The 22,277-nt window shown below is 36.5% G+C and carries 23 protein-coding genes and 2 tRNA genes; 1 reads left to right on the top strand and 24 read right to left on the bottom strand.

Annotated elements, in window-relative coordinates; all coding sequences use genetic code 11:
• The 10 genes from Q7J67_01725 to Q7J67_01680 form a co-directional block, all read right to left on the bottom strand.
• Positions 1-75 (bottom strand): elongation factor Tu (locus Q7J67_01725; protein MDO9464006.1); only part of this gene is annotated, 75 nt, incomplete at its 3' end.
• An 80-nt stretch (positions 76-155) separates the two neighbouring features.
• Positions 156-228, bottom strand: a tRNA-Thr gene (locus Q7J67_01720).
• On the bottom strand, positions 219-1,736 hold the full coding sequence (lnt, locus tag Q7J67_01715; protein ID MDO9464005.1) for an apolipoprotein N-acyltransferase: 1,518 nt from the start codon (positions 1,734-1,736) through the stop codon (positions 219-221). The genes Q7J67_01720 and lnt overlap by 10 nt, the downstream gene beginning before the upstream one ends.
• 43 nt (positions 1,737-1,779) lie before the next feature.
• On the bottom strand, positions 1,780-2,157 hold the full coding sequence (acpS, locus tag Q7J67_01710) for a holo-ACP synthase (protein MDO9464004.1): 378 nt from the start codon (positions 2,155-2,157) through the stop codon (positions 1,780-1,782).
• A gap of 1 nt (position 2,158) precedes the next feature.
• Complete coding sequence (gene rodA, locus Q7J67_01705; protein ID MDO9464003.1) at positions 2,159-3,244, bottom strand: rod shape-determining protein RodA; 1,086 nt, start codon at positions 3,242-3,244, stop codon at positions 2,159-2,161.
• A gap of 151 nt (positions 3,245-3,395) precedes the next feature.
• Complete coding sequence (locus tag Q7J67_01700; GenBank protein ID MDO9464002.1) at positions 3,396-3,731, bottom strand: hypothetical protein; 336 nt, start codon at positions 3,729-3,731, stop codon at positions 3,396-3,398.
• Positions 3,728-4,021: a hypothetical protein gene (locus Q7J67_01695; protein MDO9464001.1), complete on the bottom strand. Its 294-nt coding sequence runs from the start codon at positions 4,019-4,021 to the stop codon at positions 3,728-3,730. Before Q7J67_01695 ends, Q7J67_01700 begins: the two co-directional genes overlap by 4 nt.
• Before the next feature lie 105 nt (positions 4,022-4,126).
• Positions 4,127-4,576: a hypothetical protein gene (locus tag Q7J67_01690; GenBank protein ID MDO9464000.1), complete on the bottom strand. Its 450-nt coding sequence runs from the start codon at positions 4,574-4,576 to the stop codon at positions 4,127-4,129.
• Between the two features lie 349 nt (positions 4,577-4,925).
• A complete protein-coding gene (locus Q7J67_01685; GenBank protein ID MDO9463999.1) occupies positions 4,926-5,921 on the bottom strand; it encodes a DUF4238 domain-containing protein in 996 nt (331 codons plus the stop codon).
• Between the two features lie 126 nt (positions 5,922-6,047).
• On the bottom strand, positions 6,048-7,088 hold the full coding sequence (locus Q7J67_01680; protein MDO9463998.1) for a PDDEXK nuclease domain-containing protein: 1,041 nt from the start codon (positions 7,086-7,088) through the stop codon (positions 6,048-6,050).
• Between the two features lie 261 nt (positions 7,089-7,349).
• On the opposite strand from Q7J67_01680, the gene Q7J67_01675 reads away from it, so the two are divergent.
• A complete protein-coding gene (locus Q7J67_01675) occupies positions 7,350-10,475 on the top strand; it encodes an ATP-dependent DNA helicase (GenBank protein ID MDO9463997.1) in 3,126 nt (1,041 codons plus the stop codon).
• Between the two features lie 8 nt (positions 10,476-10,483).
• Here the strand turns inward: Q7J67_01675 and Q7J67_01670 are convergent, their stop codons facing one another.
• The 14 genes from Q7J67_01670 to Q7J67_01605 form a co-directional block, all read right to left on the bottom strand.
• Positions 10,484-10,924, bottom strand: coding sequence for a nucleotidyltransferase (locus Q7J67_01670; GenBank protein ID MDO9463996.1), 441 nt, complete (start codon positions 10,922-10,924; stop codon positions 10,484-10,486).
• 149 nt (positions 10,925-11,073) lie between these two features.
• Entirely contained in the window at positions 11,074-12,330 is a 1,257-nt protein-coding gene (gene ahcY / locus Q7J67_01665; protein ID MDO9463995.1) for an adenosylhomocysteinase, read from the bottom strand.
• Between the two features lie 23 nt (positions 12,331-12,353).
• Positions 12,354-13,517, bottom strand: a complete 1,164-nt coding sequence (metK, locus tag Q7J67_01660; GenBank protein ID MDO9463994.1) for a methionine adenosyltransferase — start codon at positions 13,515-13,517, stop codon at positions 12,354-12,356.
• A gap of 16 nt (positions 13,518-13,533) precedes the next feature.
• Positions 13,534-14,592: a bifunctional phosphoglucose/phosphomannose isomerase gene (locus Q7J67_01655; GenBank protein ID MDO9463993.1), complete on the bottom strand. Its 1,059-nt coding sequence runs from the start codon at positions 14,590-14,592 to the stop codon at positions 13,534-13,536.
• Between the two features lie 205 nt (positions 14,593-14,797).
• Positions 14,798-16,546, bottom strand: coding sequence for a phosphoenolpyruvate--protein phosphotransferase (gene ptsP, locus Q7J67_01650; protein MDO9463992.1), 1,749 nt, complete (start codon positions 16,544-16,546; stop codon positions 14,798-14,800).
• A gap of 6 nt (positions 16,547-16,552) precedes the next feature.
• Entirely contained in the window at positions 16,553-16,834 is a 282-nt protein-coding gene (locus Q7J67_01645) for an HPr family phosphocarrier protein (protein ID MDO9463991.1), read from the bottom strand.
• On the bottom strand, positions 16,818-17,579 hold the full coding sequence (gene tpiA, locus Q7J67_01640; GenBank protein ID MDO9463990.1) for a triose-phosphate isomerase: 762 nt from the start codon (positions 17,577-17,579) through the stop codon (positions 16,818-16,820). The genes Q7J67_01645 and tpiA overlap by 17 nt, the downstream gene beginning before the upstream one ends.
• A 23-nt stretch (positions 17,580-17,602) precedes the next feature.
• Positions 17,603-18,154 carry a hypothetical protein gene (locus Q7J67_01635; protein MDO9463989.1) on the bottom strand — a complete coding sequence of 184 codons (552 nt, stop codon included), beginning with the start codon at positions 18,152-18,154 and terminating at the stop codon, positions 17,603-17,605.
• Between the two features lie 7 nt (positions 18,155-18,161).
• A complete protein-coding gene (locus Q7J67_01630; GenBank protein ID MDO9463988.1) occupies positions 18,162-18,635 on the bottom strand; it encodes a PTS sugar transporter subunit IIA in 474 nt (157 codons plus the stop codon).
• A 16-nt stretch (positions 18,636-18,651) separates the two neighbouring features.
• Positions 18,652-19,008: a ribosome-associated translation inhibitor RaiA gene (gene raiA / locus Q7J67_01625; protein MDO9463987.1), complete on the bottom strand. Its 357-nt coding sequence runs from the start codon at positions 19,006-19,008 to the stop codon at positions 18,652-18,654.
• A 30-nt stretch (positions 19,009-19,038) separates the two neighbouring features.
• Positions 19,039-19,111 (bottom strand) — tRNA-Ala (locus Q7J67_01620).
• 173 nt (positions 19,112-19,284) lie between these two features.
• On the bottom strand, positions 19,285-19,965 hold the full coding sequence (locus Q7J67_01615; GenBank protein MDO9463986.1) for a hypothetical protein: 681 nt from the start codon (positions 19,963-19,965) through the stop codon (positions 19,285-19,287).
• Positions 19,962-21,170, bottom strand: coding sequence for an Hsp20/alpha crystallin family protein (locus tag Q7J67_01610; GenBank protein MDO9463985.1), 1,209 nt, complete (start codon positions 21,168-21,170; stop codon positions 19,962-19,964). Before Q7J67_01610 ends, Q7J67_01615 begins: the two co-directional genes overlap by 4 nt.
• The gene (locus Q7J67_01605; protein ID MDO9463984.1) at positions 21,167-22,273 is read right to left on the bottom strand and encodes a gas vesicle protein; all 1,107 of its coding nucleotides are present in this window, start codon (positions 22,271-22,273) and stop codon (positions 21,167-21,169) included. Before Q7J67_01605 ends, Q7J67_01610 begins: the two co-directional genes overlap by 4 nt.
• Positions 22,274-22,277: the final 4 nt, after the last annotated feature.

Here is a 22,277-nt window from a genome sequence, read left to right as displayed (position 1 = left end):
CTTCCCATGATCTACATGTCCTATTGTCCCTACATTTATATGTGGCTTCGTTCTCTCAAACTTCTCCTTCGCCATCTCTCTATTTCCTCCTGCTTTTAAATAAGTTCACGGATTATATCATATCCTCTTTCTCTTGCAAGTCCTTTTTTTGACAGAGCCCACAATCGGAATTGAACCGATGACCTCATGCTTACCATGCATGTGCTCTGCCAACTGAGCTATGTGGGCAAAAGACTAGGATGAGGGGCGATTCTAACAAATATATAAATACCTGTCAATATTACCAGCCAAATTATGTTAAATATCACGAATAGATTTCCATACTTTGTATAAAAAGTTTTCTTATTATTAAAAGACACATTAGCAAAACCAGTTCCTGCAATAAAGATATCGTCATTGCCATCGTTTACTCTATTGCTTATTCTTCCGTATTTATCAATAAAGCAAGAAACACCTGTATTTGCATTGAAAATCACTGGTATACGATTTTCTACAGCTCTAAATACAGACATTGACATATGCTGATATGGAGCTTTGGAGTTACCAAACCAGCTGTCATTTGTAATATTAACTAGAAACTGTGCGCCATTTCTTACAAATTGCCGAGTAAAGTCTGAAAATATATTTTCAAAACAGATTGTACAAGCAAACTTAATTTTTTGATCTGAATCTAATTTGCCTTCTCTAAAAAAATTCAATACTGTGTACTCTTTTCCACAATCAAAATCTCCTATAGGAACCACTTTGCCCAAAAACGGGAAAAGCTTCTTAAGAGGGATATATTCACCAAACGGCACAAGATGTATTTTATCATAGCGTTCCCGTATTGCGCCATTCGGAGCAAAAAGAAACACACTATTATAGAATTTACTTGTTAAGGGCGACTTATAACAAACACCTGTCAGAAGATGTAAATTATTATGCTTTGCAAAATTTTTGAGTTTAGTAATCAATTTCTCGTCGTAATTATCCATATAGGTCAGCGCAGTTTCAGGCCAAATAATGATATCAGGGTCAAATTTTAGAAGCTCTTCACTTAGATTTAGATGAATATTTAGAGCTTTCTCTCTTGAGCTGTAAACATCTTCTGCTTTTTCTTCATGCGTTATGTTCGGCTGAACAATCCCAACCTTAATGCCTTCTTCAACGCCTCCTCTCTTTTCTGTCCTTATACTGGCATTACCATAAATCAAAAAAACGATAACAGCAATAACTGATAATACTGGACATATTAAGAACCTCCAGTCTCCACTTCTATTCTTAAAAAATAACCATACATCAGCAATTGAGGCATTAATGAGAACAATTAGACACGATATTCCATAAACACTAATAAAAGATGCGCTCTGAATAAGCGTGATCTGTTTATACTGGGAATAGCCTAACAAAACCCAGGGAAATCCAGTAAGAAAATGTGCTCTTGCAAATTCGAGTAATACCCAGACAGGAGGAGCAATAAGCGCCAGCGGTAATTTGAGCCTCCTAAAAAGGCAGTTCGTAAAAAACCCAAATACAGCCATGTAAAGGCTAAGATATAGAACAAGCAACACCGTGCCTAATGTGCTGACAAAGGATATCCAATAAATTGTGGATGCAAAAAAAACTACCCCTGTTATATAGGAGAAAGTAAAAGCTTTTTTTGAATCAACATTTACTAAAATCAGGAATAGTGGAACTAGAGCTATCCATGCACCATATTCAAAATCAATTTTGGGAAAGGAAATTGCAAGCAGCATTCCTGAAATAAAAGACAAGGAGAGATTTTTAAATTCCAATATTTTAAACACTCAGAGCCACTGCAGAAGCTACTGCGCGGGTCTTTATATGAGAAATGCTTACCAAAATGCTTGAAATATTCTTTTCTTTAGCAATTTTCTTTACTTTACCATGAAGAACTACATACGGACGACCTTGTTCTAAATTTTTAACTTCTATCTCTGTCCATTTTACAACACAATCAATATTTAATGTTTTGTATACCGCTTCCTTTGCTGCAAACTTCCCCGCAAAATGCTGGCAGGCTACTTTTCCTGTATTGCAGTATTTTATTTCCATGTCTGTGTATATTTTCTTCAGGAATCTATCTCCAAATCTTCTAATAGCAGTTTCAATTCTATTTACCTCAACTAGATCTACCCCAACTCCTATAACATTCATACTAAACTTTAAACCTCCTCATTCCTATATTAAGCACTAACCCTATTAAACACATATTTACAATTAAGGATGAGCCTCCATAACTCAAAAACGGCAGTGTAAGGCCTGTAATGGGCATTATCCCTATTGCCATTCCTATGTTGATAAAAACCTGTACCCCAAAAAGAGAAATTACCCCAACAATTATAAGTAAGCCCAATTTATCTCTTACCAAGCTTGCTATACTAAACATACGCCAAAGGAGAACAGCATAAAGTAACAACAATACGCATGATCCTATAAATCCCCATTCCTCGGCTATTGTTGAGAAGATAAAATCCGTGTGATGTTCCGGTATAAAGTTAAGGTGCGTCTGGTAACCTCTTTTCCATCCATATCCAAATAATCCACCGGCTCCAACAGCTATCTTTGATTGAATTATAGCATAACCAGCACCTAAAGGATCTACATCTGGATTCATGAAAACCAGCAGTCTTTTCTTCTGATACGTTCTTAAAAATCCCCATAAAAACGGACAACTAGCAAGACTTATTCCAATTACAATCAACATATTCCGAATGCTTCCTCCTGAGACAAATACAACAGTAAAGATCACAAAAATTAGAGAGAGAGCAGTGCCAAGATCCGGTTGAATAATAATAAGTAAAACTGGTAAAACCACAATTAAAAAAACGTAACTTAATATTTTAGAATTACTTACTCTCTTACCCACCTTATCCAAATAATACGCTATCATTAAGATAGATGTAATTTTAAATAATTCCGACGGCTGAAAACTTACTATACCAAGAGAAATCCACCTTTTTGCCCCACCTACGCCTTCGCCTATAAGAAGAACCGTTATTAATAACAGCACAGATAACGCATAAACTGGTATTGTATGCTTAGCTATCTTAGAATAATTGAACATTACTGCAATTATCAGCCCGACTAATCCAATAGAGAAGTATAAAAGCTGCCTTTTTGCGTAGTCAATTTCCAGTGTACTGGTAGCGCTTTTGATAAATATTATACCCACCAGACATAATACAATTGTTGTAAAGAATAAAATAAAATCAAAATTTTCCAACAATCTTCTATCAATCATATTAAACTCACCCTGACCCTCTCTTGACAGAGAGGGAAAATGGAAATTCCTATACTATATATTCACCCAAGTCCGTCATTGCGAGAAGCGTAGCGACGTGGCAATCTCGCCTGTCATTCTGCGGCTTAATCGCAGAATCCAGTGTTTATTCCTAAAGGTTGCTATCCCTTTTTATCCTTTTTATTTTTCCGGATTTTATTACAAAAAGATAAACAGAAAAAACAATTGCAACTACAATATCAATTACAACCCAAATCTCTTTGCCCAAATGTATAGGGAAAATTGGATTAAAAATAAAGGCGACTATTCCCATTGTCCAAGTCCATACAGTATCCTTACTTTTGTATGATATTATCGCAAGGAATACTCCTGTTCCACAAACAACAAAACGGAGAAGATTATAGCTATAAGGAAATAATCCTTTAGGGATTGCCAATAAAAGCATTATGATAGAGATTGTTGGTAAAATTATTTTAAGTTTTTTCATTGACTTGTCTTAAATCCTATAATTATCCATGTTGTAAGGTTAATAATACACCATCTTATAAAGCCATAGATTGTCCAAACTGAAATAAAACCTATAATCAGCCATAGTATTCCAGCTGTAACTTTTGACCATTCTGGTATTACTTCATCAGGAACAAATCCAGATGTGGGTTTATCTGGTATAAAGCTTGGTGTTGGCTTATCGGGCACAAAACCTGGCGTAGGTAATGTATCGGGAATATCACTTAATCTGATTGGTTTAAGTTCTAATGGTCTTAGGTCTAAATTCATAGCTTCATATGAAATATATCCAATTACACCTGATAGGATACCTACTATAATCGATAATACCAGCGTAAGTCTCAGAAATCCCTTTTTCTTATTCATTCTTTTCCTTTATTTTTTAAATCCTCTTATTACCCAAACAGATAGAACTCTAATAATAAAATAGATTATCCACAGACTCCAAACTCCCGCAAAAAACGCCAAAGGAGTTAATAAGAGGCTAAGTTTAGCATTGTCATATTTTTCTTTAGCATCAAATCGTCTAATATCATCATCGGTGAGAATTTTAGGTTTAACATCAAGATTAAATGTTTTGGGGGAGGATATATTTCTAGCTTTTGCAAAAATCTCCTCTAAATCACTTTCAGTAGGCGGATTTACTCCTTCCCAATCAAAAGCAACTGTTTTTCCAGTCTCTTTATCAGTAGCCTTATATTTACTTTTCATTCTATAATCAGGACGATAATTATTAAAGTCCATAAAACAAACCCCAAATGTTATCGCATATACAATAATTGAAAAAATAATTGTTAATCTTAGAAAGCCTTTTTTTGTGTTCATTGGATCTCCTATTTTTATTTTCTTAAAACCATTATATCTCATTCTAGTCCACTTCCCAATAAAAAAGGGGCGCAAACATCTATATCGGCCACCGCAAAGTGAATCCGATAAAGACTGCCACCCCTCGCCATCCCGAAGGACAGCGATATGACAGCTCTACCTCACTTTGCGGTGAGAAGCCAAAGCTTCTTTAAGGCAAAACTGAAAAATAATTAATTTTTAAAGAACAATGTTGCTAATGTGATAGTAACACCTCACAACTTATTTTGTCAAAATGCGTATTTGAAAACGGTTTTATCAACAATAAAAACTTAGCCCCTTTCGATACTCTGCCCCTTTTCCCTTTCCGTTACAGATTATTACCCACTCCGGCATCTTCCAATCTTTGCCTAATTTTCTCGGCATCTATCTTTGGTTTTCCGTATGTTGAAGCTGCTTCTTTAACAATTTTATAAATTCTATTACTTTTAAAAGAAGAAATAATATAACGTTCTGCTGTATAAACACTTCTTCTGTTTATTTCATCAACAAAACCTGCATATACGCGATGATATCTATTTATCGGTGTATGCCTTATCCGCAAACATAGCTTTGGTGACAATGGAAAATTAATTTCTGCTTTGGGCGAACCAAAACCACTACCAAGTATTGCTTTTTTGTCATTGGTTGGAACAAAAATATTTACAGGAGTATCGTTTGTTACAAAAAAATGCTCGTCATCAATATAGCCTATACCCCAATGCATACTCATGAGAACACGGTATATAGCTTCTGACATACGAAGGCTGTCTCCAATAGCGTGTTTTTCATTGATTTGAACTTTTACATATTTTAGTGGATCTGACATTAGATGGGAACATTCTTTAAACGAAATTTTGCAACCCTTCCCTTCTTTGCTAGCACAAAAATCTTCATATAGCTTTTTAAATTTTCCTGCGTCATTTGCAACATCCTTTAACTTATCAAGACGATAATTAATACCAACAGCACCCATTTCTTTTGTTAACTCAATTGTTCTCGGAGCTCGTGTATACATAAAAGATAAGAATATCGCAATTAAAGATTTATCATCTTCAGACCATTTGAATGGATTAGATATCCACGCATCAAATAATGGTTTAGTCCTATCCTCCAGCACAGAAAAAAAGTCTTCCATTCTCGTATCTTTATTACCTTCTTTATCTGATGAAGATAAATAATAGTCACCTATTACGGTAGTATTGATGGGGGACTGTTCTCTGGCAGTGGAGTCTTTCTTATCATATACCCAAAAGAGGTTAGAATTAGGTATGAGAAAATACTTTAGGTAAAATTGGGGGACGGTATGGCATCGTATTCTACTCATCCTTTAACTTTTATTTGCCGAATAATTTGGTCATACAATGAAATCAACTCATAGTATATGATATGGGTAAAAAAATAGGAACAGCGACTTTTTGCAAACCAAAATTTTTCGGAAATTTCTTATTATTCAACACCTGTCCCTATTTTCAATCAAACTCTTACTTTGCAGATAGAATTGATGCAGTTTTTCTTTTAATAACTTCTTTGGTAAAATTTTAGTAATATATTCAGCAACTTTGATATTGCTTTCTTCAAGTTGCAACAGTTCAATTTGCTCTTTGCTCCCTTCCGCACATAATATCAAACCAATAGGCAGATCTTCGTCTTCTTCCATTTCATATTTTCCCAGCCATTTCAAATAAAGCTCCATCTGCCCTTTGTATGAAGCCTTAAATTTACCTAGCTTTAATTCAATAGCAACAAGCCGCTTGAGTTTGCGATGATAAAACAGCATATCAAGATAAAAGTCTTTATCATCAATTATCATTCTTTTTTGCCGTTCTACGAACGTAAAACCTTTGCCAAGTTCAAGAATAAACTGCTCTATTTTATTTAGTATGGCTTTCTCTAAGTCTTTTTCTTGATAGGTGTCTTTCAGGTTTAAAAAATCAAGAATATAAGGACTCCTGAATACCAAATCAGGAGTTACCTTGTCATTCTCCTGTAGATTTTTTAGTTCAAGTTTTGCCAATTCCTCTGGTTTTTTAGAGATAGCTGTCCGTTCAAACAGCATGGAATCAATCTTTTTCCTCAGCGTACGGACACTCCACTGTTCAATCCGGCACATTTGAGCATAGAAATCTTGTTGGAGTTCATTGCTGAGAGGTAAAATTTCAATAAAATGTGACCAACTTAATTTGTGCGACAGCGTCGCAACAATCTTGAGATCAGGAAACTTTTCATTAAATAAACACATTCTGGTTAATGCTGAACGAGAAAATCCTTTGCCATATTCCTCTGTCAATTTGTGCGACAGCGTAGAGAAAATTTGTTTGCCGTAATCAGCTCTCTTATTTTTTAAAATCTCATCATTAATTCTTTTACCAATATTCCAGTAAAGCATCGTAAGACCGACATTAATTGTCTGTGCAACAGCAGTGCGGGCACTTTCAATCAGCTTTTTTACGTCTGTGTATAGTGTGGTATTTATTTCCAACTTCTTTTTCATACTAATTCTTTATATCATAAAAGTTCTTTTAAAATACACTATTGAACAATTACTTCTGCTTTAATATTACCTTACCTCAAATTACTTAAAACCTCAATAAAAATAGACAAAAGGAAAAAGGGCGGAGGCAAGCCCCGCCCCTACAATATAAAAATTCAAAAAGATGAGATTGCTTCATCCCGAAAGCATTCGGGATTCGCAATGGCAAATATAAACGGGCTTTCTTTATTGTGTCCCAGTTTTATGTTAATATATTAAGTCATGTACAGCAATTATTATAACCAGTTAAATGATAAACAAAAAGCAGTTGTTGACAACATTAAAGAACATGTTGTTGTACTGGCCGGACCAGGCACCGGGAAAACTCAGGTGCTTTCTGTAAGAACGGCAAATATACTAAAAAGAAACAATGCTTCGCCGTCAAATATCCTTATCCTGAGCTTTACCAATGCTGCTAGCGGAACTATCAGGGAAAGGATTGTTGAAATTATTGGCGCTGACGGTTACTTTGTAGAAGTTGAGACATATCACAGCCTTGCAAATTCCATCATTACTGAATCAGAGGAAGTATCTGAGGCCTTTGGAGAAAAAATAGAACTGCATGACACAGAGAGAATCAAACTTATAAGATACATTCTGGACAATTTAGATAATATCTCACAAATCAGACCCTTTAGAGCGCCTTATCATTATGAAAAGGAGATTATCAGAAACATAAATATTCTAAAAAGGGAAGGTATCACCCCCGACGATTTTTCCCAATGTCTGAGTAATATCTTTACTGACGGAGAGATTATTCAGGAAAAACATATCCCAAAACTTAACCAATTTGAAAAGGTTTACAGAATGTATGAAGAGCTCAAGGATTCAGGAGAAAAACATGTTCTTGATGAGAGGGGAAGATATGATTTTGATGATATGATAATTATGGCAACTCATATTCTGAATCATGACAAGAATCTGGGTAAAAAGTACAGGGGGAAATTTAGCTATATTATGGTGGACGAGTTTCAGGATACAAACAAAGCTCAGCTCAAACTGCTTCTAAGTCTTATTAATCCCAAGAAAACTAATCTATGTGTGGTTGGAGATGATGACCAGTCAATATACAGATTTCAGGGCGCATCTATTGCAAACTTCAGGACAATAAAAGACAGATTTAAGAATCTCACACAAATGACGCTTACAGAAAACTATCGCTCAACTCCTGAAATACTTAATATATCAAGAAAACTCATAGAAGAAATCCCTTCGCATAAGAGAATATCACAGAAATCTTTAGTCCCGCACCACCGACTAAAGTCAGTGGTTTTCTCTAATGGGGTAAAATCATTAAAATTCGGTTCCCTCAGAGAAGAGGTATCTTTTATTGTAGAGGAAATTAAACGGCTTGTTAGAGAGAAGATTATACCAGGTGATGACCCATACAGCGATATAGCTATACTCCTTAGAACAAGAAAAGACATACTGCCTATTATTGATGCATTCCTGCAAACAGGAATTCCGTATGTAACAGATGGCAAGGAGGATATAAGCTCCCATCTGCGTGTCAGGCAGCTGTTTTCAGCTCTAAACCTTGCAGTAAATTCGCATAATCCTGAGCATGCAGATAGGTATATATTTGAATTACTTGCTTCTGATTATTTTGAAATAGATGTAAGTGATATGACTGCTTTGCTGAGTTATGTAAGCTTAAAAAAGAGGAAAAATATTAATGGGAATAAATCAATTACTTTCCTCGAAGAAATAACATCAGGATTTCCAGGAAACACTTCGCCTACAGAGCAAGAATCAAATCAACTAAAAATAACAAAACATATCAACCTTAAAAAACCTCTAAAGTTACATAAATTCTCATGGGCGATTCAAAGACTTATTAAGGATTCCGGCACGCGTTCGGTTCATCAGCTAATACTTCAGTATATAAAGGATTCCGGAATGCTGGAGTTTATATTAGCACAGTACGAAACAGACCAGATATTAAAAGTAAGAGATTTAAGAGCAATCTCTTCTTTTATTGAGTGTGTAAAGGAACAGGTAACTACCAATCCTATAATGACGATTACTGATTTTGTGGGAAATATCAATTTGCAGCAATCTTACGGCATAGGAATTCAAGGTATACTTGCAAGTTCTCATCAAAAAGGGGTCAGAGTATTAACAGCTCACAGTGGGAAAGGAACTGAATTTCATACTGTTTTTATTCCTTTTTGTATTCATGATAAAAAATGGCCTAAAAAACTAATTACAGACCTAATACCTATTCCGCAAACTATTCTTCAAATACCTGAAAGTGTATGTTCCTTGGAAGCGATGAAAAAACTCCATATATACGATGAAATAAGACTATTCTATGTAGCGTGTACAAGGGCTAAAGCGAATCTATTTTTTACTGCTGCTCCTCTGGAAAAAGACATTACCAGCATGTTTCTTAAGAACATGGATATTGAGCCTCAACCATGCCTTATACCTGAAGAACATGTTCTTAGATTTTCCATAGATACAGTTAAGGAACGTCCTCCCTTTTTGCAAACAGATGAAATTCTCAAAGACTACGTAAAATTCATAACCCTAAATCCAACAAATGTAAATGACTATGTAAAATGCAAGAGATCTTTTCTCTACAATAACCTGTTAATGATTCCAAGTGAATTAACTGAAAGCCTGCTATTTGGAACATGTGTACACAAAGCATTGAGCAAAACCTATGAAATATACAAAAAGAGACAAAGTCTCTCGAGGCGAAGTCTCCCCGGATTTAGTTTTTTTGAGAATGTTTTTAAGACCTGTCTGGAAAATATGTCCCCGGGACAAAGGATAGAACAAGGCTGCCTTGGGAAAGTTGAGGAGCTCAGAAACTGGTATCAGAAGAAGGCTGAAAGCCCTGCGTGCGTTTTATTCATAGAGAAAAGCCTTGGAATATTTATAAATGAGAATATCCCTTTTTCAGGAAGGTTTGACAGAATAGATACTGTTGGAAACAATAGAAACGTGTGCGTTATTGATTACAAAACAGGAGATGCATATAGACATATAAAAAGCATTACAGACAACAATGACCCTCTTAATAAAGACTGCGACCCATACCTTCACCAGCTAATAGCATATAAATTAATACTCGAAAATCAACCCGAGCCCTATAAAGTAGCATCATGCAAACTTGAGTTTTTAGAGCCCGCAAAAAGAACGGTCAAAAAATACGATATAGAAGAAGGAGAATATAAAACACTCGAGCTTACAATAACTGATAAAATGGCAGAAGATATGAAGAAGCTCATTATTGACGTATGGAAGAGGATTCACAATCTTGAATTTGAGAAGCTTTCAGAATACGATAAAACAAAATGCGATAATTGCAATTTTAGATGTGTGTGCTGGGAAGTGTAGAATTTTTATTATGACAATTCTTCTACGTCCGCTTTATCCCTAGTTCTCGTAGTTGAGCTTTTGTTTGTCAGCAAATCTTTCTTCCCGATAAAATAAACATCAACGCTGCCATACTTTCCTCTGACACGTCTTGGACATGCTGCTGAAAAATCCACACCATCAATTTTATTTACAAAATCTACCCGAACAGGTGCTATCCCGAAAGTAACAATATTCCCTTCTTTAAGAAACAATTCAGGGGATAGGTCAGTTTTTGAAAAGCCAAACTCAACAAGCACTGCTATGATTTTCTCAACATTTTTGGAAGAACTGGAAAAGAATATATCAATATCTTTTGTAAATCTCGGAAAACCATGAAAAGCGACGGCATATCCGCCGACAATCATATATTCAACTTGATGTTTTTCGAGTAACTCTAATAGTTCTTTGAAGTCTTGCTGGATATTCATACAAAAAATTCCCCGCCTCAATTCTCAGCTTTTCTACAGTACTCAACCTATATTCGGACGTTTGTGATTGCCAGAATTTTCGATCATCTATTGCCTGTTTGGCATGTGTCGTAGTTTTTATTATTTTTTTAATCATAACATTAACTGAGTTATGTCCCCATTTCCCATGAACTGAGATATTTTTTCTGCTCGGGAGTCAAGGTGTCTATTTTAATACCCATGGAATGAAGTTTGAGTCGGGAAATATTTTTATCTATATCTTCAGGAACGCTATACACTTTGTTCTCTAGTTTTTTGTGGTTTTTCGCAATATACTCAGCTGATAAGGACTGATTGGCAAAACTCATATCCATTACCATTGCAGGATGTCCTTCAGCGGATGCAAGATTGATCAGGCGGCCTTCTCCCAAAAGACATATCCTCCTGCCGTTTTGCAGGGTATATTCATCAACAAATTCTCTTACTCTTTTTTTGCTTTTACTCATTTTTTCAAGAGCCGGCACATCAATCTCTACGTCAAAATGTCCTGAATTTGCAATGATAGCGCCATCCTTCATATTTTTAAAGTGCCTGGCTGCTAAAACATGTATGTCTCCTGTTAAAGTTACAAAGGCATCGCCAATATAAGAAGCTTTCTCCATGGGCATAACAAAGAATCCATCCATGGCTGCTTCTAACGCGCGCAGAGGGTCTACTTCCGTTATAATAACATTCGCGCCCATACCTTTAGCCCTGCTTGCAAAACCACGTCCGCACCAACCATATCCAGATACCACAACAGTGGAACCAGCAAACAACATGTTCGTTGCCCTAATAATGCCATCGATTGTGCTTTGCCCGGTACCATATCTGTTGTCAAAGAAATGTTTTGTGTCGGCGTCATTAACAGCTATGATCGGAAACGCAAGTTTTTTCTGTCTTTCCAGACTTCTCAATCGAATAACACCTGTTGTCGTCTCCTCTGTTCCGCCAAGAATATCCTTTATGAGCTCTCTCCTATTATTATGAATTGTGGAAACTAAATCTGCGCCGTCGTCCATGGTAATATTAGGTTTGTTTTCTAATGCACTGCTAATATGGCTATAATAAGTTTTGTTATTCTCTCCACATATAGCGAAAACGGATATTCCATAATCTGCTACAAGAGAAGCAGCAACATCATCCTGAGTGCTTAGAGGATTTGAAGCGCATAATCTTACTTCTGCGCCACCGGCTTTTAGAGCTATTGCCAAATTAGCTGTCTCTGTTGTAACGTGCAGACATGCTCCTAACCTAATTCCCGCTAGGGGCTTTTCTTTGATAAAACGTGACTGGATTGATCTGAGAACAGGCATACTTTTTTCTGCCCACTGTATGCGCAATTTACCCTCTTTAGCCAGCTTGATGTCTTTTATATCATATTCCAAAATAAGATCCTCCTATATATTAATCACGAGCACAGTCCAGCCTTTTTTCTAAGAAAATCTGCTTTGTCTGTCTTTTCCCATGTAAAGGTAGCTTCTTCCCTGCCAAAATGACCATAGCAAGCAGTCTTCTTATAGATTGGCCTGCGAAGTTTTAGATGATTAATTATCCCTTTCGGGCTCATATCAAAATTATCGATAAGAAGCTTTTTAATTTTATCTTTGGCTATCTTGCCTTTATTGAATGTATTTACCATAACTGAAACTGGTTCCGGTACTCCAATTGCATATGCCAGCTGAATCTCACACTCAGATGTTAAACCAGCTGCCACTATATTCTTTGCAAGGTAGCGGGCAAAATAAGATGCAGATCGATCAACTTTGGTACAATCCTTACCAGAAAAACAGCCCCCACCGTGGCTGCCTACACCGCCGTATGTATCAACTATGATCTTTCTCCCTGTCAAACCAGTATCTCCATGCGGTCCACCTATCTCAAAGCGACCTGTTGGATTTATAAAAATCTTGGTTTTGCTATCCATCAGATTAGAAGGAATAACAGGTCTTATCACATGTTCTTTTATATCATCCTTTAAGATGTTCATATCAATATCGCCATCATGCTGTGTTGATACTACTATTGCTTCTATGCGGTATGGTTTTCCATCTACATATTCAGCCGTTACCTGTGACTTCCCATCAGGCCTTAAGTAATCTAAGATTTTTTCTTTTCTTATCTTAGCCAGTCTTCTGCAAAGTTTATGAGCAAGCATGATTGGCAAGGGCATAAGTTCCTTTGTCTCCTCAGTCGCATAACCAAACATCATACCCTGGTCTCCTGCACCACCTGGATCAACACCGAGAGCAATGTCTGGAGACTGAGATTGTATAGCAGTAAGAACACCACATGTTTCGTAATCAAATCCATAAGAAGCACTGGTATAGCCAATCTCTCTAATAGTCTTTCTTGCAATTGTAGGAATATCTACATAGCACGAAGTTGTAATCTCTCCGGCAACATATACGATGCCTGTCGTAACAAGTGTCTCACATGCAACTCTTCCATTTGGGTCATTCTCCATAATAACATCTAAAACACTGTCAGATATCTGGTCTGCCATTTTGTCAGGGTGTCCTTCAGTTACAGACTCTGATGTAAATAAATAGTTGTTGCTACTCTTTGTTACCATCTAATTCCTCCTTCTGTTATTCTACCAGTTTTTTCTTTAATGTTTCTATTTTATCAACAGGTGTTGGATCAACTCCATACAATATTGCAAGATAAAAACTCACAAAATCTCCAAGATAAATAAGTGAAAACATTCTGGCTAATACAGAATTACCCTCTGTCCAGACTTCAGTAATTTCACTTGGCTTGTCTTTTATGATTGAATTTGTTATAACAATGCGCTTTGAATTTCTCTCAAAATCACCTTTATCTCTGAGTATTATGACTGACATACTCTTGGTTAGATTATCCAGCCCTTCCCAGCCAACTATTTCATTATGATCCAGCTCAGGGAAAACATTATTGTACGCCAGAATTTTACTGTTTTCATTCAGCTGTGTTTTCCATCTTAGAGCTACTGGCCCAAGACAGCCATCTATAGAATAGATCAGAGGGAATTTATTGTATAATGTCTTTGCAAGTTTTTTTGCCAGGTTTGAATCAGAGAATTTATTTCCCCACACAGTTTTTAACCTCTTCAAAATACTTATAGCTTCGCTTATATCTTCCATCTTTGAAGTAGTAAGTCCTAGATTTTGCATAACTATTAACACAGGTAGAAACATGTATCCTAACGCACTTCTCGGAGGCTGACCACCGGGTATTTTTATGAGTGGAAGACTGTCAGACTCTGCATTCTCAGCCAGTCTTCCCCCACTTGTTACACAAATTATTCTGCAACCACGTCCCTTCGCATCGTTGTAAGACGAAAGTGTCTCTTCAGTATTACCTGAATAACTTGTAGCAAATACAAGAGTTTTCTTATCTGCAAAATTAGGCAAACGATAATTGCGATTAACAAATACTGGAACTTTTATTTCATCTATGAGAAGTTTTGATAAAATATCTCCTCCAATTGCTGAACCACCCATACCTATGACTATAATTTTCTCAACCTGTGAATATTCCCGAGGAATATCGCAAGACCGGGCAGCAGAAACAGCCTCCTCGCACTGAGAGTCAAAATTCAATATCAAATCAAACATATTAGATACATCTATTTTCTTTATTGACTCTAAGTTATCCAAAACATCCATAAAAAAAATTTCCTCTCTTGTAAATGTTTAACTCTAAGTTAGTATAAATTTTAAAATTCCAAGTACCAAGTACCAAATAACAAACAAATCACAATGACCAAATAACCAATGATCAAAATTGCTCTGTCTTTGAATTTTGAAAATTGAAATTTTGAATTTGTTTGAGATTTGTTATTTGTGATTTGATATTTCATCTTCATAATAGTTAGCCATATATCTCAATTTCAGCCCTTGAGATAATCTTTTCAATCTTAGATCTCAGATACCTGTCTGCTTCCTTACCTGTTGATAATTCGAGAACATGTTTAGCAACTTTTTTTGCATCATTAGTGTTTACGTGGCGAATCAGTTTTTTAATTTCAGGAATTATTACAGAGGCCATACTGAAACGAAACAATCCCAATCCCAATAAGGCCAATACAGATGCTGGCACTCCTGCCATCTCTCCACATATAGTGACAGGAATATCAGCCTTATTCGCAGCGTCTATAATCATTTTGATTAAACGATAAACTGCCGGATGATTAGGTCTATAGAGATAGGAGATTTTTTCGTTAACTCTGTCTAGCGCAAAAGAATACTGAATTAAGTCATTAGTTCCTATGCTAAAAAAATCTGCTTCCTTCGCCAATATATCAGCTATTAATGCCGCGGAAGGCACCTCTATCATAACGCCAACCTTAATATTCCTGTCATAAGGAAGATTTTCCCTATCCAGTTCCTTTTTTACCCCCTCAACAAGCACTTTTGCCTCTCTTAGTTCTGACAATCCTGATATCATAGGGAACATCATTGACACATTACCGTAATGGCTTGCTCTTAGAATGGCCCGTAACTGAGGCTTGAATATATCCGGCCGTTTCAAACAAAATCTAATAGCCCTCAAACCTAAAAGGGGATTCATTTCTTTTGGCATTCCTAACTCTGATATAAACTTATCTCCTCCCAGATCAAGAGTTCTTATAACCACATTCTGCGGATTAATTTTTTGAGCAACATACCTATAAGCGTTAAACTGCTCTTCTTCGCTAGGCATAGTATTTCTCTTTAAGTAGAGAAATTCTGTTCTATAAAGTCCTATCCCGTTTGCGCCATGTGTTATTATTGAATGGACTTCGTTTCGTGATTCTATATTTGCCGCCAGCAAAATTTTCTGCCCATCAAGCGTATCTGCGCGTACGTATCTAAGTCTTGAGAGCTTTCTTTCTAATGACTTAATTTCTGCCCGCTTCTTCAAATATTTCTCAAGAATAAACGGAGAAGGATTTACTATTACTATTCCCTTAACCCCATCTATAATAATAGTGTCCCCTGTAATCACTTTTTGAGTAATGTTTTCTACTCCTACAACAGCAGGGATCTCTAACGTTCTTGCCATGATTGCTGTATGCGAAGTTCGCCCGCCTATTTCAGTCGCAAAGCCTATGACTTTATTCTTATTCATTTGGGCAGTGTCTGATGGAGAAAGATCATGGCTTACGAGCACAACCCTTTCTTTTAAATTAGACAAATCCACATGCTTCTTGGCTAAAAGATTTTTGAGAACGCGTCTGCCAACGTCGTTTATATCAGCTACACGTTCCCCCATGTATTCATCATTAATACCAGAAAACTTTTTAATTACCTTCTCCAGTACCTGGGAAAATACAAACTCCACATTAAACTGTTCATTTCTTACTTGTTCTATGGTTTTTTCTATTAGTGATGAATCCTCTAGAATTAACAAATGCGCATCAAAGATAGCGGCGTGCGTTTCTCCAACCTTGTCAACAAATTTTCTCTGAATCTCTGTAAGCTCCCTTTTAGCTTTGCTAAGCGCTCTTGTAAAGCGGATTATTTCTTTTACTATTCCATCTTTGTTAATCTTATACTTAGGCACAGCAGATATTCGACTATCCAATAATAGAACTTTCCCGATTACTATGCCGGGTGATACAGGAATTCCATTCAACAATCTAGTTTACTCCTCTCCAAATTTATCTTTAAGTAATTTTTCTAAGGCCTTTACAGCTTTTTCAGCATCATTTCCGTCTGCTATTATAGTTATTTTCTGCCCTTTGCCAGCAGCCAATGTCATTATTCCCATGATGCTTTTCCCATTTACTTTTTGCTCTTTTTTCTCTACAAAAATCTCCGATTGAAATTTATTAGCAAGTTGAACAAATAAAGCTGCTGGTCTTGCATGCAGACCAAGCGTATTCTTTATAACAACTATTCTTTTTATATCAGTCTTTTTTATCATAATTGACTATTCTTATAAATGATTCAACAGACAAACTTGCTCCACCTACTAAAGCCCCGTCTATGTCGGATTTTTCCATCAAAGCGCTTATATTATCTGGTTTTACACTGCCTCCATACTGTATTCTCGTTTTTTCGCCAGTTTTAGCATCAAACATCTCTGATATAATCTTTCTTATAATCTTATGAACTCTATTAGCATCATCTGGAGTAGCGGTTTCCCCTGTTCCAATAGCCCAAATCGGCTCATATGCAATAGCTACTTGACTCATTTGCTCCTCATCTATACCAGCTAAACCCTCTCTAATTTCTGTTTTTACAATATCAATAGTTTGATTGTTTTGGTATTCTGAGAGAGTTTCGCCAACGCACAAAATTGGACGCAATTGGTATTTTAAGGCCAACTTTATCTTAGCATTAATTAATTTATTATCTTCCTTAAAATATTCTCTCCTTTCAGAATGCCCTATTATAACATACCTGCAACCCAGTTCCTTTAACATTAGAGGCGATATTTCTCCTGTATATGCGCCATTCTCCTGCATATACATATTCTGAGCACCTAACTTTGCGCTGTTTCCTTCCAGTATTTTACTAACTTCACTTAAAGCAACGAAAGCAGGACATATAACAATTTCAACATATTGCAGGTCTCTTAATGCTGACTTTAAGTTATTTGCAAAATCTGCTGCTTCGCTCACAGTTTTATTCATTTTCCAATTCCCAGCTATTAACGGCTTACGCATATACCTTTTCCTCTCTTAATTTACTATTTATTTTTCGACATATTAATTAATTCTTCATCCAGCTCTTTTGCTGCAAAAGCACCCATTCTTCTTAATCTGTGATTTTTCGTAGCAACTTCAATAATTGTTGCAATATTACGTCCAGGCCTTACAGGAATAATTATCATTGGAATGCCTATCCCCAATATACAGTGTATTTTTTCTTCCAGCCCCAATCTTTCATATTCCTTACTGCTGTCCCAGTGTTCAAGTTTTATCACCAATTCTATCCTTTTACGATTTCTTATGCTTCCTATTCCAAAGATAGCGCAAACGTCTATAATGCCCAGACCTCTGATCTCCATCTTATGTTTAGTGAGTTCAGACCCGGAGCCCATCAGAAATTTCTCTGCGACTAATTTAATATTAACAACGTCATCTGCAACCAACCGCTGTCCTCTTGTAATCAGATCAAGTGCTGCTTCACTTTTTCCCACACCGCTTTTACCTGTAATTAACACACCAGATCCATGCACATCCAATAAAACTCCATGAGTCATTGTTCTTTTTTCTGTCTTAACTGCCGCTTTTATCATTGGACCCTCAAAGAGTTTTCTCTTCTGTTGCAATTAGTCTTATTACGTCTTCTGGAGATTTAGCATTTATTAAAACATGCCTGAAAGTCTTATTTTTAAAAAGACGGGCTATTCTGGCCAGTGCTCTTAAATGAGGAGCTGCAGAGCTAGGAGGCGCAATTAAAAGAGCGAATATACATGTCTTTTGCCCGTCAATAGAATCAAAATCAACTCCATTAGGAGAAATACCAATAGCAATGGTTATGCTTTTTACCAAATCAGATTTTCCATGCGGGATAGCCGCTCTATTAGCAATTCCTGTGCTGCCGAGTTTCTCTCTCTCACATAGAATGTTAAACAATTTTTCTCTATTACTATTACCATTTTTAATTCCTCCAGATTTCTGGAGAATATCAACCAGTTCATAAAGCACAGCTGTTTTATCATTTGATTTCAAATCTATACAAACTGCACCTTTATTAATAAAATCAGTTAGTCTCACCTTATATCCTTTTTTATCAGGAATTACTCTCTGTCTTTTCTTGCTTAGATGTATGAGTTACGATTTTGTCCTTATATCTTCTGATTTGGTTTTCGACCTTAGCAAGTGCTTTATCAAACGCTGTATGAACATCTGTATGCTCTGCTCTGCCCGGCATTATTATTCCGTTAGTTAATGCATTAATTTCTATAACATGTCTATATTTTTCTTCATTTATGATAATGTGTATGTCAGATATATGAGAGAAGTATTTTGTTAATTTTGAAGTTTTCTGCTGAATATAATCCCTAAGTTTAGATGTTAATTCTATTTGTTTACTTGTTATAGTAACGTGTAATTTATCATGTATTTTAAAAACTTTGTGTTTTGCCATATATTCTCCCATAAAGTTATGATAAGTTTGTGGAGCTGAGGAGACTTGAACTCCTGACCTTCTGACTGCCAGTCAGACGCGCTCCCAACTGCGCCACAGCCCCTTATAGTACCACGGATTTTAGTTAACAGGGAATTGTATCATTGCCTCACGTAAAAATCTACACAAAAATTTAGGTTATAGACTATCTCCTGATATAAAGGCGGGGAAAAGATTAAAACAGGAGATGGTCTATGGGATTAACGATGAAAGAGAAAAAAGCAGTAAAGGGTTCTTTTATATTGGTGAGATTAAATATCTTGCTAACTCTTCAAATTCTTCTTTATTCTTTCTAAATGAGAGAAGCAATCTTTGATAATCCCTTACTTTTTTTGCTTCCTTTACCTCAGTTATCTGAATTTTTTTAGAGAGTTCAGGTATTATGTTGTGGTATGCACCTAAAAAGAGGATGCCCTTTTCTCCGCCATGTTCTAAAGTTTCATCTATCCTCTTAGCTATATAATTATCTCTTTTCCTTAGTAACCAATCCTTAGTCAATCTATATCCTAAATATGCTATTAACTTCGTTGTTATCGTCTTAGCCTGGGTAATTTTAACAATACGATCTCTTTCTTCTTTAACCAGAGGGAAATCCTCTGTCTGGACTAAAATCCCCCCTTTCTTCAATAAATCATCGATAACTTCATAATTTTTACTGCCGGATTTAACGCCTTCCTCCACTATTTTTTGGCCAACTTCTCCATCAGCTACCAAGCCATCCTGGTATATCTTAAAATCTTTAACCTCTAAATTGGCAAAATATTTTACAATCGAATCCCAAAAGCCGGACACAGTCTCTCTGTGTTTCTTCCAGAATTCCTCTCCAAAATCTGCAATACCTCTTTTATTTACCTGCTTGGCAACACTGCCTAAGTCAGCGCTCATATGTATAATCGGCACATAAATAAGTTTTCTCACCTGTTACACTTTCCCTTTTTTAACCTTACTTCCAATATATTATTTTTATACCTCTTGGTAAAACTATTTGTATTAACCACTGCGGGAAGAGAAATTTCTTTATGATAATTTTTATCTGCATCAATAATAAGTTTGTTATTCACCACACTTAAGCATAACTTATCTTCTTTAATACCTACCATCTCTAAATAGACTACCAGCTCAGCATCCTCATCAAATATGTCCAGAAGCGGCTCCATTTTCTCTCTATAAGGCTGACCAGCGAGCCACCAGCTAAACGTAACTTTCTCGCCAGTTTCCCAGTCAACTTTTGAACTCTCGAATGAGAGTATAGGATAGCCGATGAGCTTTTCAGCTGTTGGGTTTATAATCTCCCTTATTTTAAGTAAAACATCCATATGGGTAGGAGACTTTATGAGCTTGGCTAAGATATCGATTCTTGCGTGTCGGTTCTCATAAAGAAACCAGAGTATCCCTTTTGAACCTGGATCCAATTCGGTAACAATTTTATCTAATGTCTCCCGATCTACTTTTAGTAATACTCTCTCATATAGCTCTTTTCTCCAAGTCTCTAAATTAAGCGATATAATCCATGCTTTTAATAATTCACCCAAAGATTCATATTCCACACATATCGCATCACTTTTACTGACCCCGTAAACTCTTTTTTCTATTCTTAAACCCTTAATACTGCTGAGTGGCGTCTCCCATACAATTCCCCTCAACTGGGAAAATGCGAGTTTTTTATTGGTAAGGAGAAGAGTGCCAAGCCTCCACTTTGATTGACCGGGAGTTAAATAACCACCCCTTCCTTTTAAAATTACTTCATCAGGTTGCGAGTTATGGACTGGGGACTGTGGATCAGAAAGGATTGCTTTTTTCCATTCTTCAGGGTCTTTTATGGCAATATATGGCGCTCTCCTGCCTTCAGATACTATACTTAGTTGTTTTACTTTCTTACCCAAAATCCATCTTCTCTTTACTATATTTATAGTCTTTATTTGGCTGAGCAGGCCCTCAAATAGTATCTTTCTTCCCTGGACAAAAAGCAGTCTCTTATTGGTAAGATATAAATTTCCCAGTCTCCAGGATGAGGCAAGTGAACTCCCAACATCGTAGCTCGCCGTAAAATACTTAAGCACTTCTTCGCCCTGAAGCAAAGGTAAATTAACCGGTTTTCTTATAGTATCTAAATAACTTCTCATGCTGATAAAGCCGCTTGAGCTATCTTCTTTTTTAATCTAGGGCTGACCCAGCCACAGCTCTGGCAACTCTCTTCTAATAATTCTTTGGCCGGGGCGGGCCTGCCGCACTGGGGGCAGGTTTCGATTTCCTCATTTATCTTGCCGGGAACAATCCTGTTTAGCGCTTCCGCCCATTCATCTATTTCCTTTCCGGCAAAAGAAGCTGTTCTTTTTGTTGAATTAACCCCGTATAGTATATCAAGGATTTTCTCTTTCTTACTATCAAGACCGCTTGTTTTTCTCATCTCGGCATTAACGCCAACTATTTTATCAACAGAAACATCAAAAACTATTCTTTTATCAAAATCATACCACCAAAATAATCTTTTATTGGTAAGATAGAGATGACCCGGTCTCCAGGTCTCTTGTTGAATTCCTTCAGGCGGCACTAAATACCACACTTTCTTCCCTTGATGACTAACCTTTTCTTCTTCCATCAGCGAACCTGCAATTCGCTCATCCACAAACTCTGGAAGAACAGGATTTTCTTCCAGACAAAGTCCCATATCCTTTATTCTTTGTTCAATAGCCTCTTTTAATTGGTTTGCCTCTACTGCGCTAAGCCGATGCGCTTGATCCTGTCTATCCATAAGATAAAGCACCTGTTTTTTCTTTTCTTTAACAAAATGCTCTTCCTCTTTCACTATTAATGCTTTTATTTTTTCTAATGGTATCTGAAAGGTGATTTCATCAAAATCCTGACGGTGAAGAATAAGCCTTTTATTAGTTAAATAAAAATAGCCTGGTTTCCAGGCATTATATATTCCTTTACTATAATAATAAGAACCATATATTTTCAGGGCGATCTTCTCCCCTTCAACCAGAGAAGGAAGAGCCTTCTTCTGATGTTCCCTCTCCCATGCCCTGCTCTTCTCATCCCAGGACTGCATCACCCCGTATTTAAGCATAGTCTCCATTCCTGCTAACGCCGCTCTCAAATTAACGCCGATTAAAGGAATACCAGCCACAGAGATGATAATATCGGCGTTGATTACCAGCCCCTTATCCAGTATCCTATCCAATAAATCAACCAAAGTTGCCTGAACATTGCGGGTCGGTTCCATTTTT

It is taken from the genome of bacterium (assembly GCA_030652805.1).
GTDB lineage: Bacteria > JAHJDO01 > JAHJDO01 > JAHJDO01 > JAHJDO01 > JAHJDO01.
This window is presented reverse-complemented; position numbering and strand designations above follow the sequence as displayed.

Bases quoted from the DNA above. Each gene is read 5' to 3' on its own strand.
- Q7J67_01675 (MDO9463997.1), top strand. From the start codon at position 7,350: ATGTACAGCAATTATTATAACCAGTTAAATGATAAACAAAAAGCAGTT.
- Q7J67_01680 (MDO9463998.1), bottom strand. From the start codon at position 7,088: ATGAAAAAGAAGTTGGAAATAAATACCACACTATACACAGACGTAAAA.
- Q7J67_01670 (MDO9463996.1), bottom strand. From the start codon at position 10,924: ATGAATATCCAGCAAGACTTCAAAGAACTATTAGAGTTACTCGAAAAA.
- Q7J67_01605 (MDO9463984.1), bottom strand. From the start codon at position 22,273: ATGGAACCGACCCGCAATGTTCAGGCAACTTTGGTTGATTTATTGGAT.
- acpS (MDO9464004.1), bottom strand. From the start codon at position 2,157: ATGAATGTTATAGGAGTTGGGGTAGATCTAGTTGAGGTAAATAGAATT.
- Q7J67_01635 (MDO9463989.1), bottom strand. From the start codon at position 18,154: ATGATAAAAGCGGCAGTTAAGACAGAAAAAAGAACAATGACTCATGGA.
- lnt (MDO9464005.1), bottom strand. From the start codon at position 1,736: ATGCTGCTTGCAATTTCCTTTCCCAAAATTGATTTTGAATATGGTGCA.
- raiA (MDO9463987.1), bottom strand. From the start codon at position 19,008: ATGGCAAAACACAAAGTTTTTAAAATACATGATAAATTACACGTTACT.
- Q7J67_01645 (MDO9463991.1), bottom strand. From the start codon at position 16,834: ATGATAAAAAAGACTGATATAAAAAGAATAGTTGTTATAAAGAATACG.
- Q7J67_01655 (MDO9463993.1), bottom strand. From the start codon at position 14,592: ATGGATGTTTTGGATAACTTAGAGTCAATAAAGAAAATAGATGTATCT.
- Q7J67_01700 (MDO9464002.1), bottom strand. From the start codon at position 3,731: ATGAAAAAACTTAAAATAATTTTACCAACAATCTCTATCATAATGCTT.
- Q7J67_01690 (MDO9464000.1), bottom strand. From the start codon at position 4,576: ATGAACACAAAAAAAGGCTTTCTAAGATTAACAATTATTTTTTCAATT.
- metK (MDO9463994.1), bottom strand. From the start codon at position 13,517: ATGGTAACAAAGAGTAGCAACAACTATTTATTTACATCAGAGTCTGTA.
- rodA (MDO9464003.1), bottom strand. From the start codon at position 3,244: ATGATTGATAGAAGATTGTTGGAAAATTTTGATTTTATTTTATTCTTT.
- Q7J67_01610 (MDO9463985.1), bottom strand. From the start codon at position 21,170: ATGAGAAGTTATTTAGATACTATAAGAAAACCGGTTAATTTACCTTTG.
- tpiA (MDO9463990.1), bottom strand. From the start codon at position 17,579: ATGCGTAAGCCGTTAATAGCTGGGAATTGGAAAATGAATAAAACTGTG.
- Q7J67_01685 (MDO9463999.1), bottom strand. From the start codon at position 5,921: ATGAGTAGAATACGATGCCATACCGTCCCCCAATTTTACCTAAAGTAT.
- Q7J67_01695 (MDO9464001.1), bottom strand. From the start codon at position 4,021: ATGAATTTAGACCTAAGACCATTAGAACTTAAACCAATCAGATTAAGT.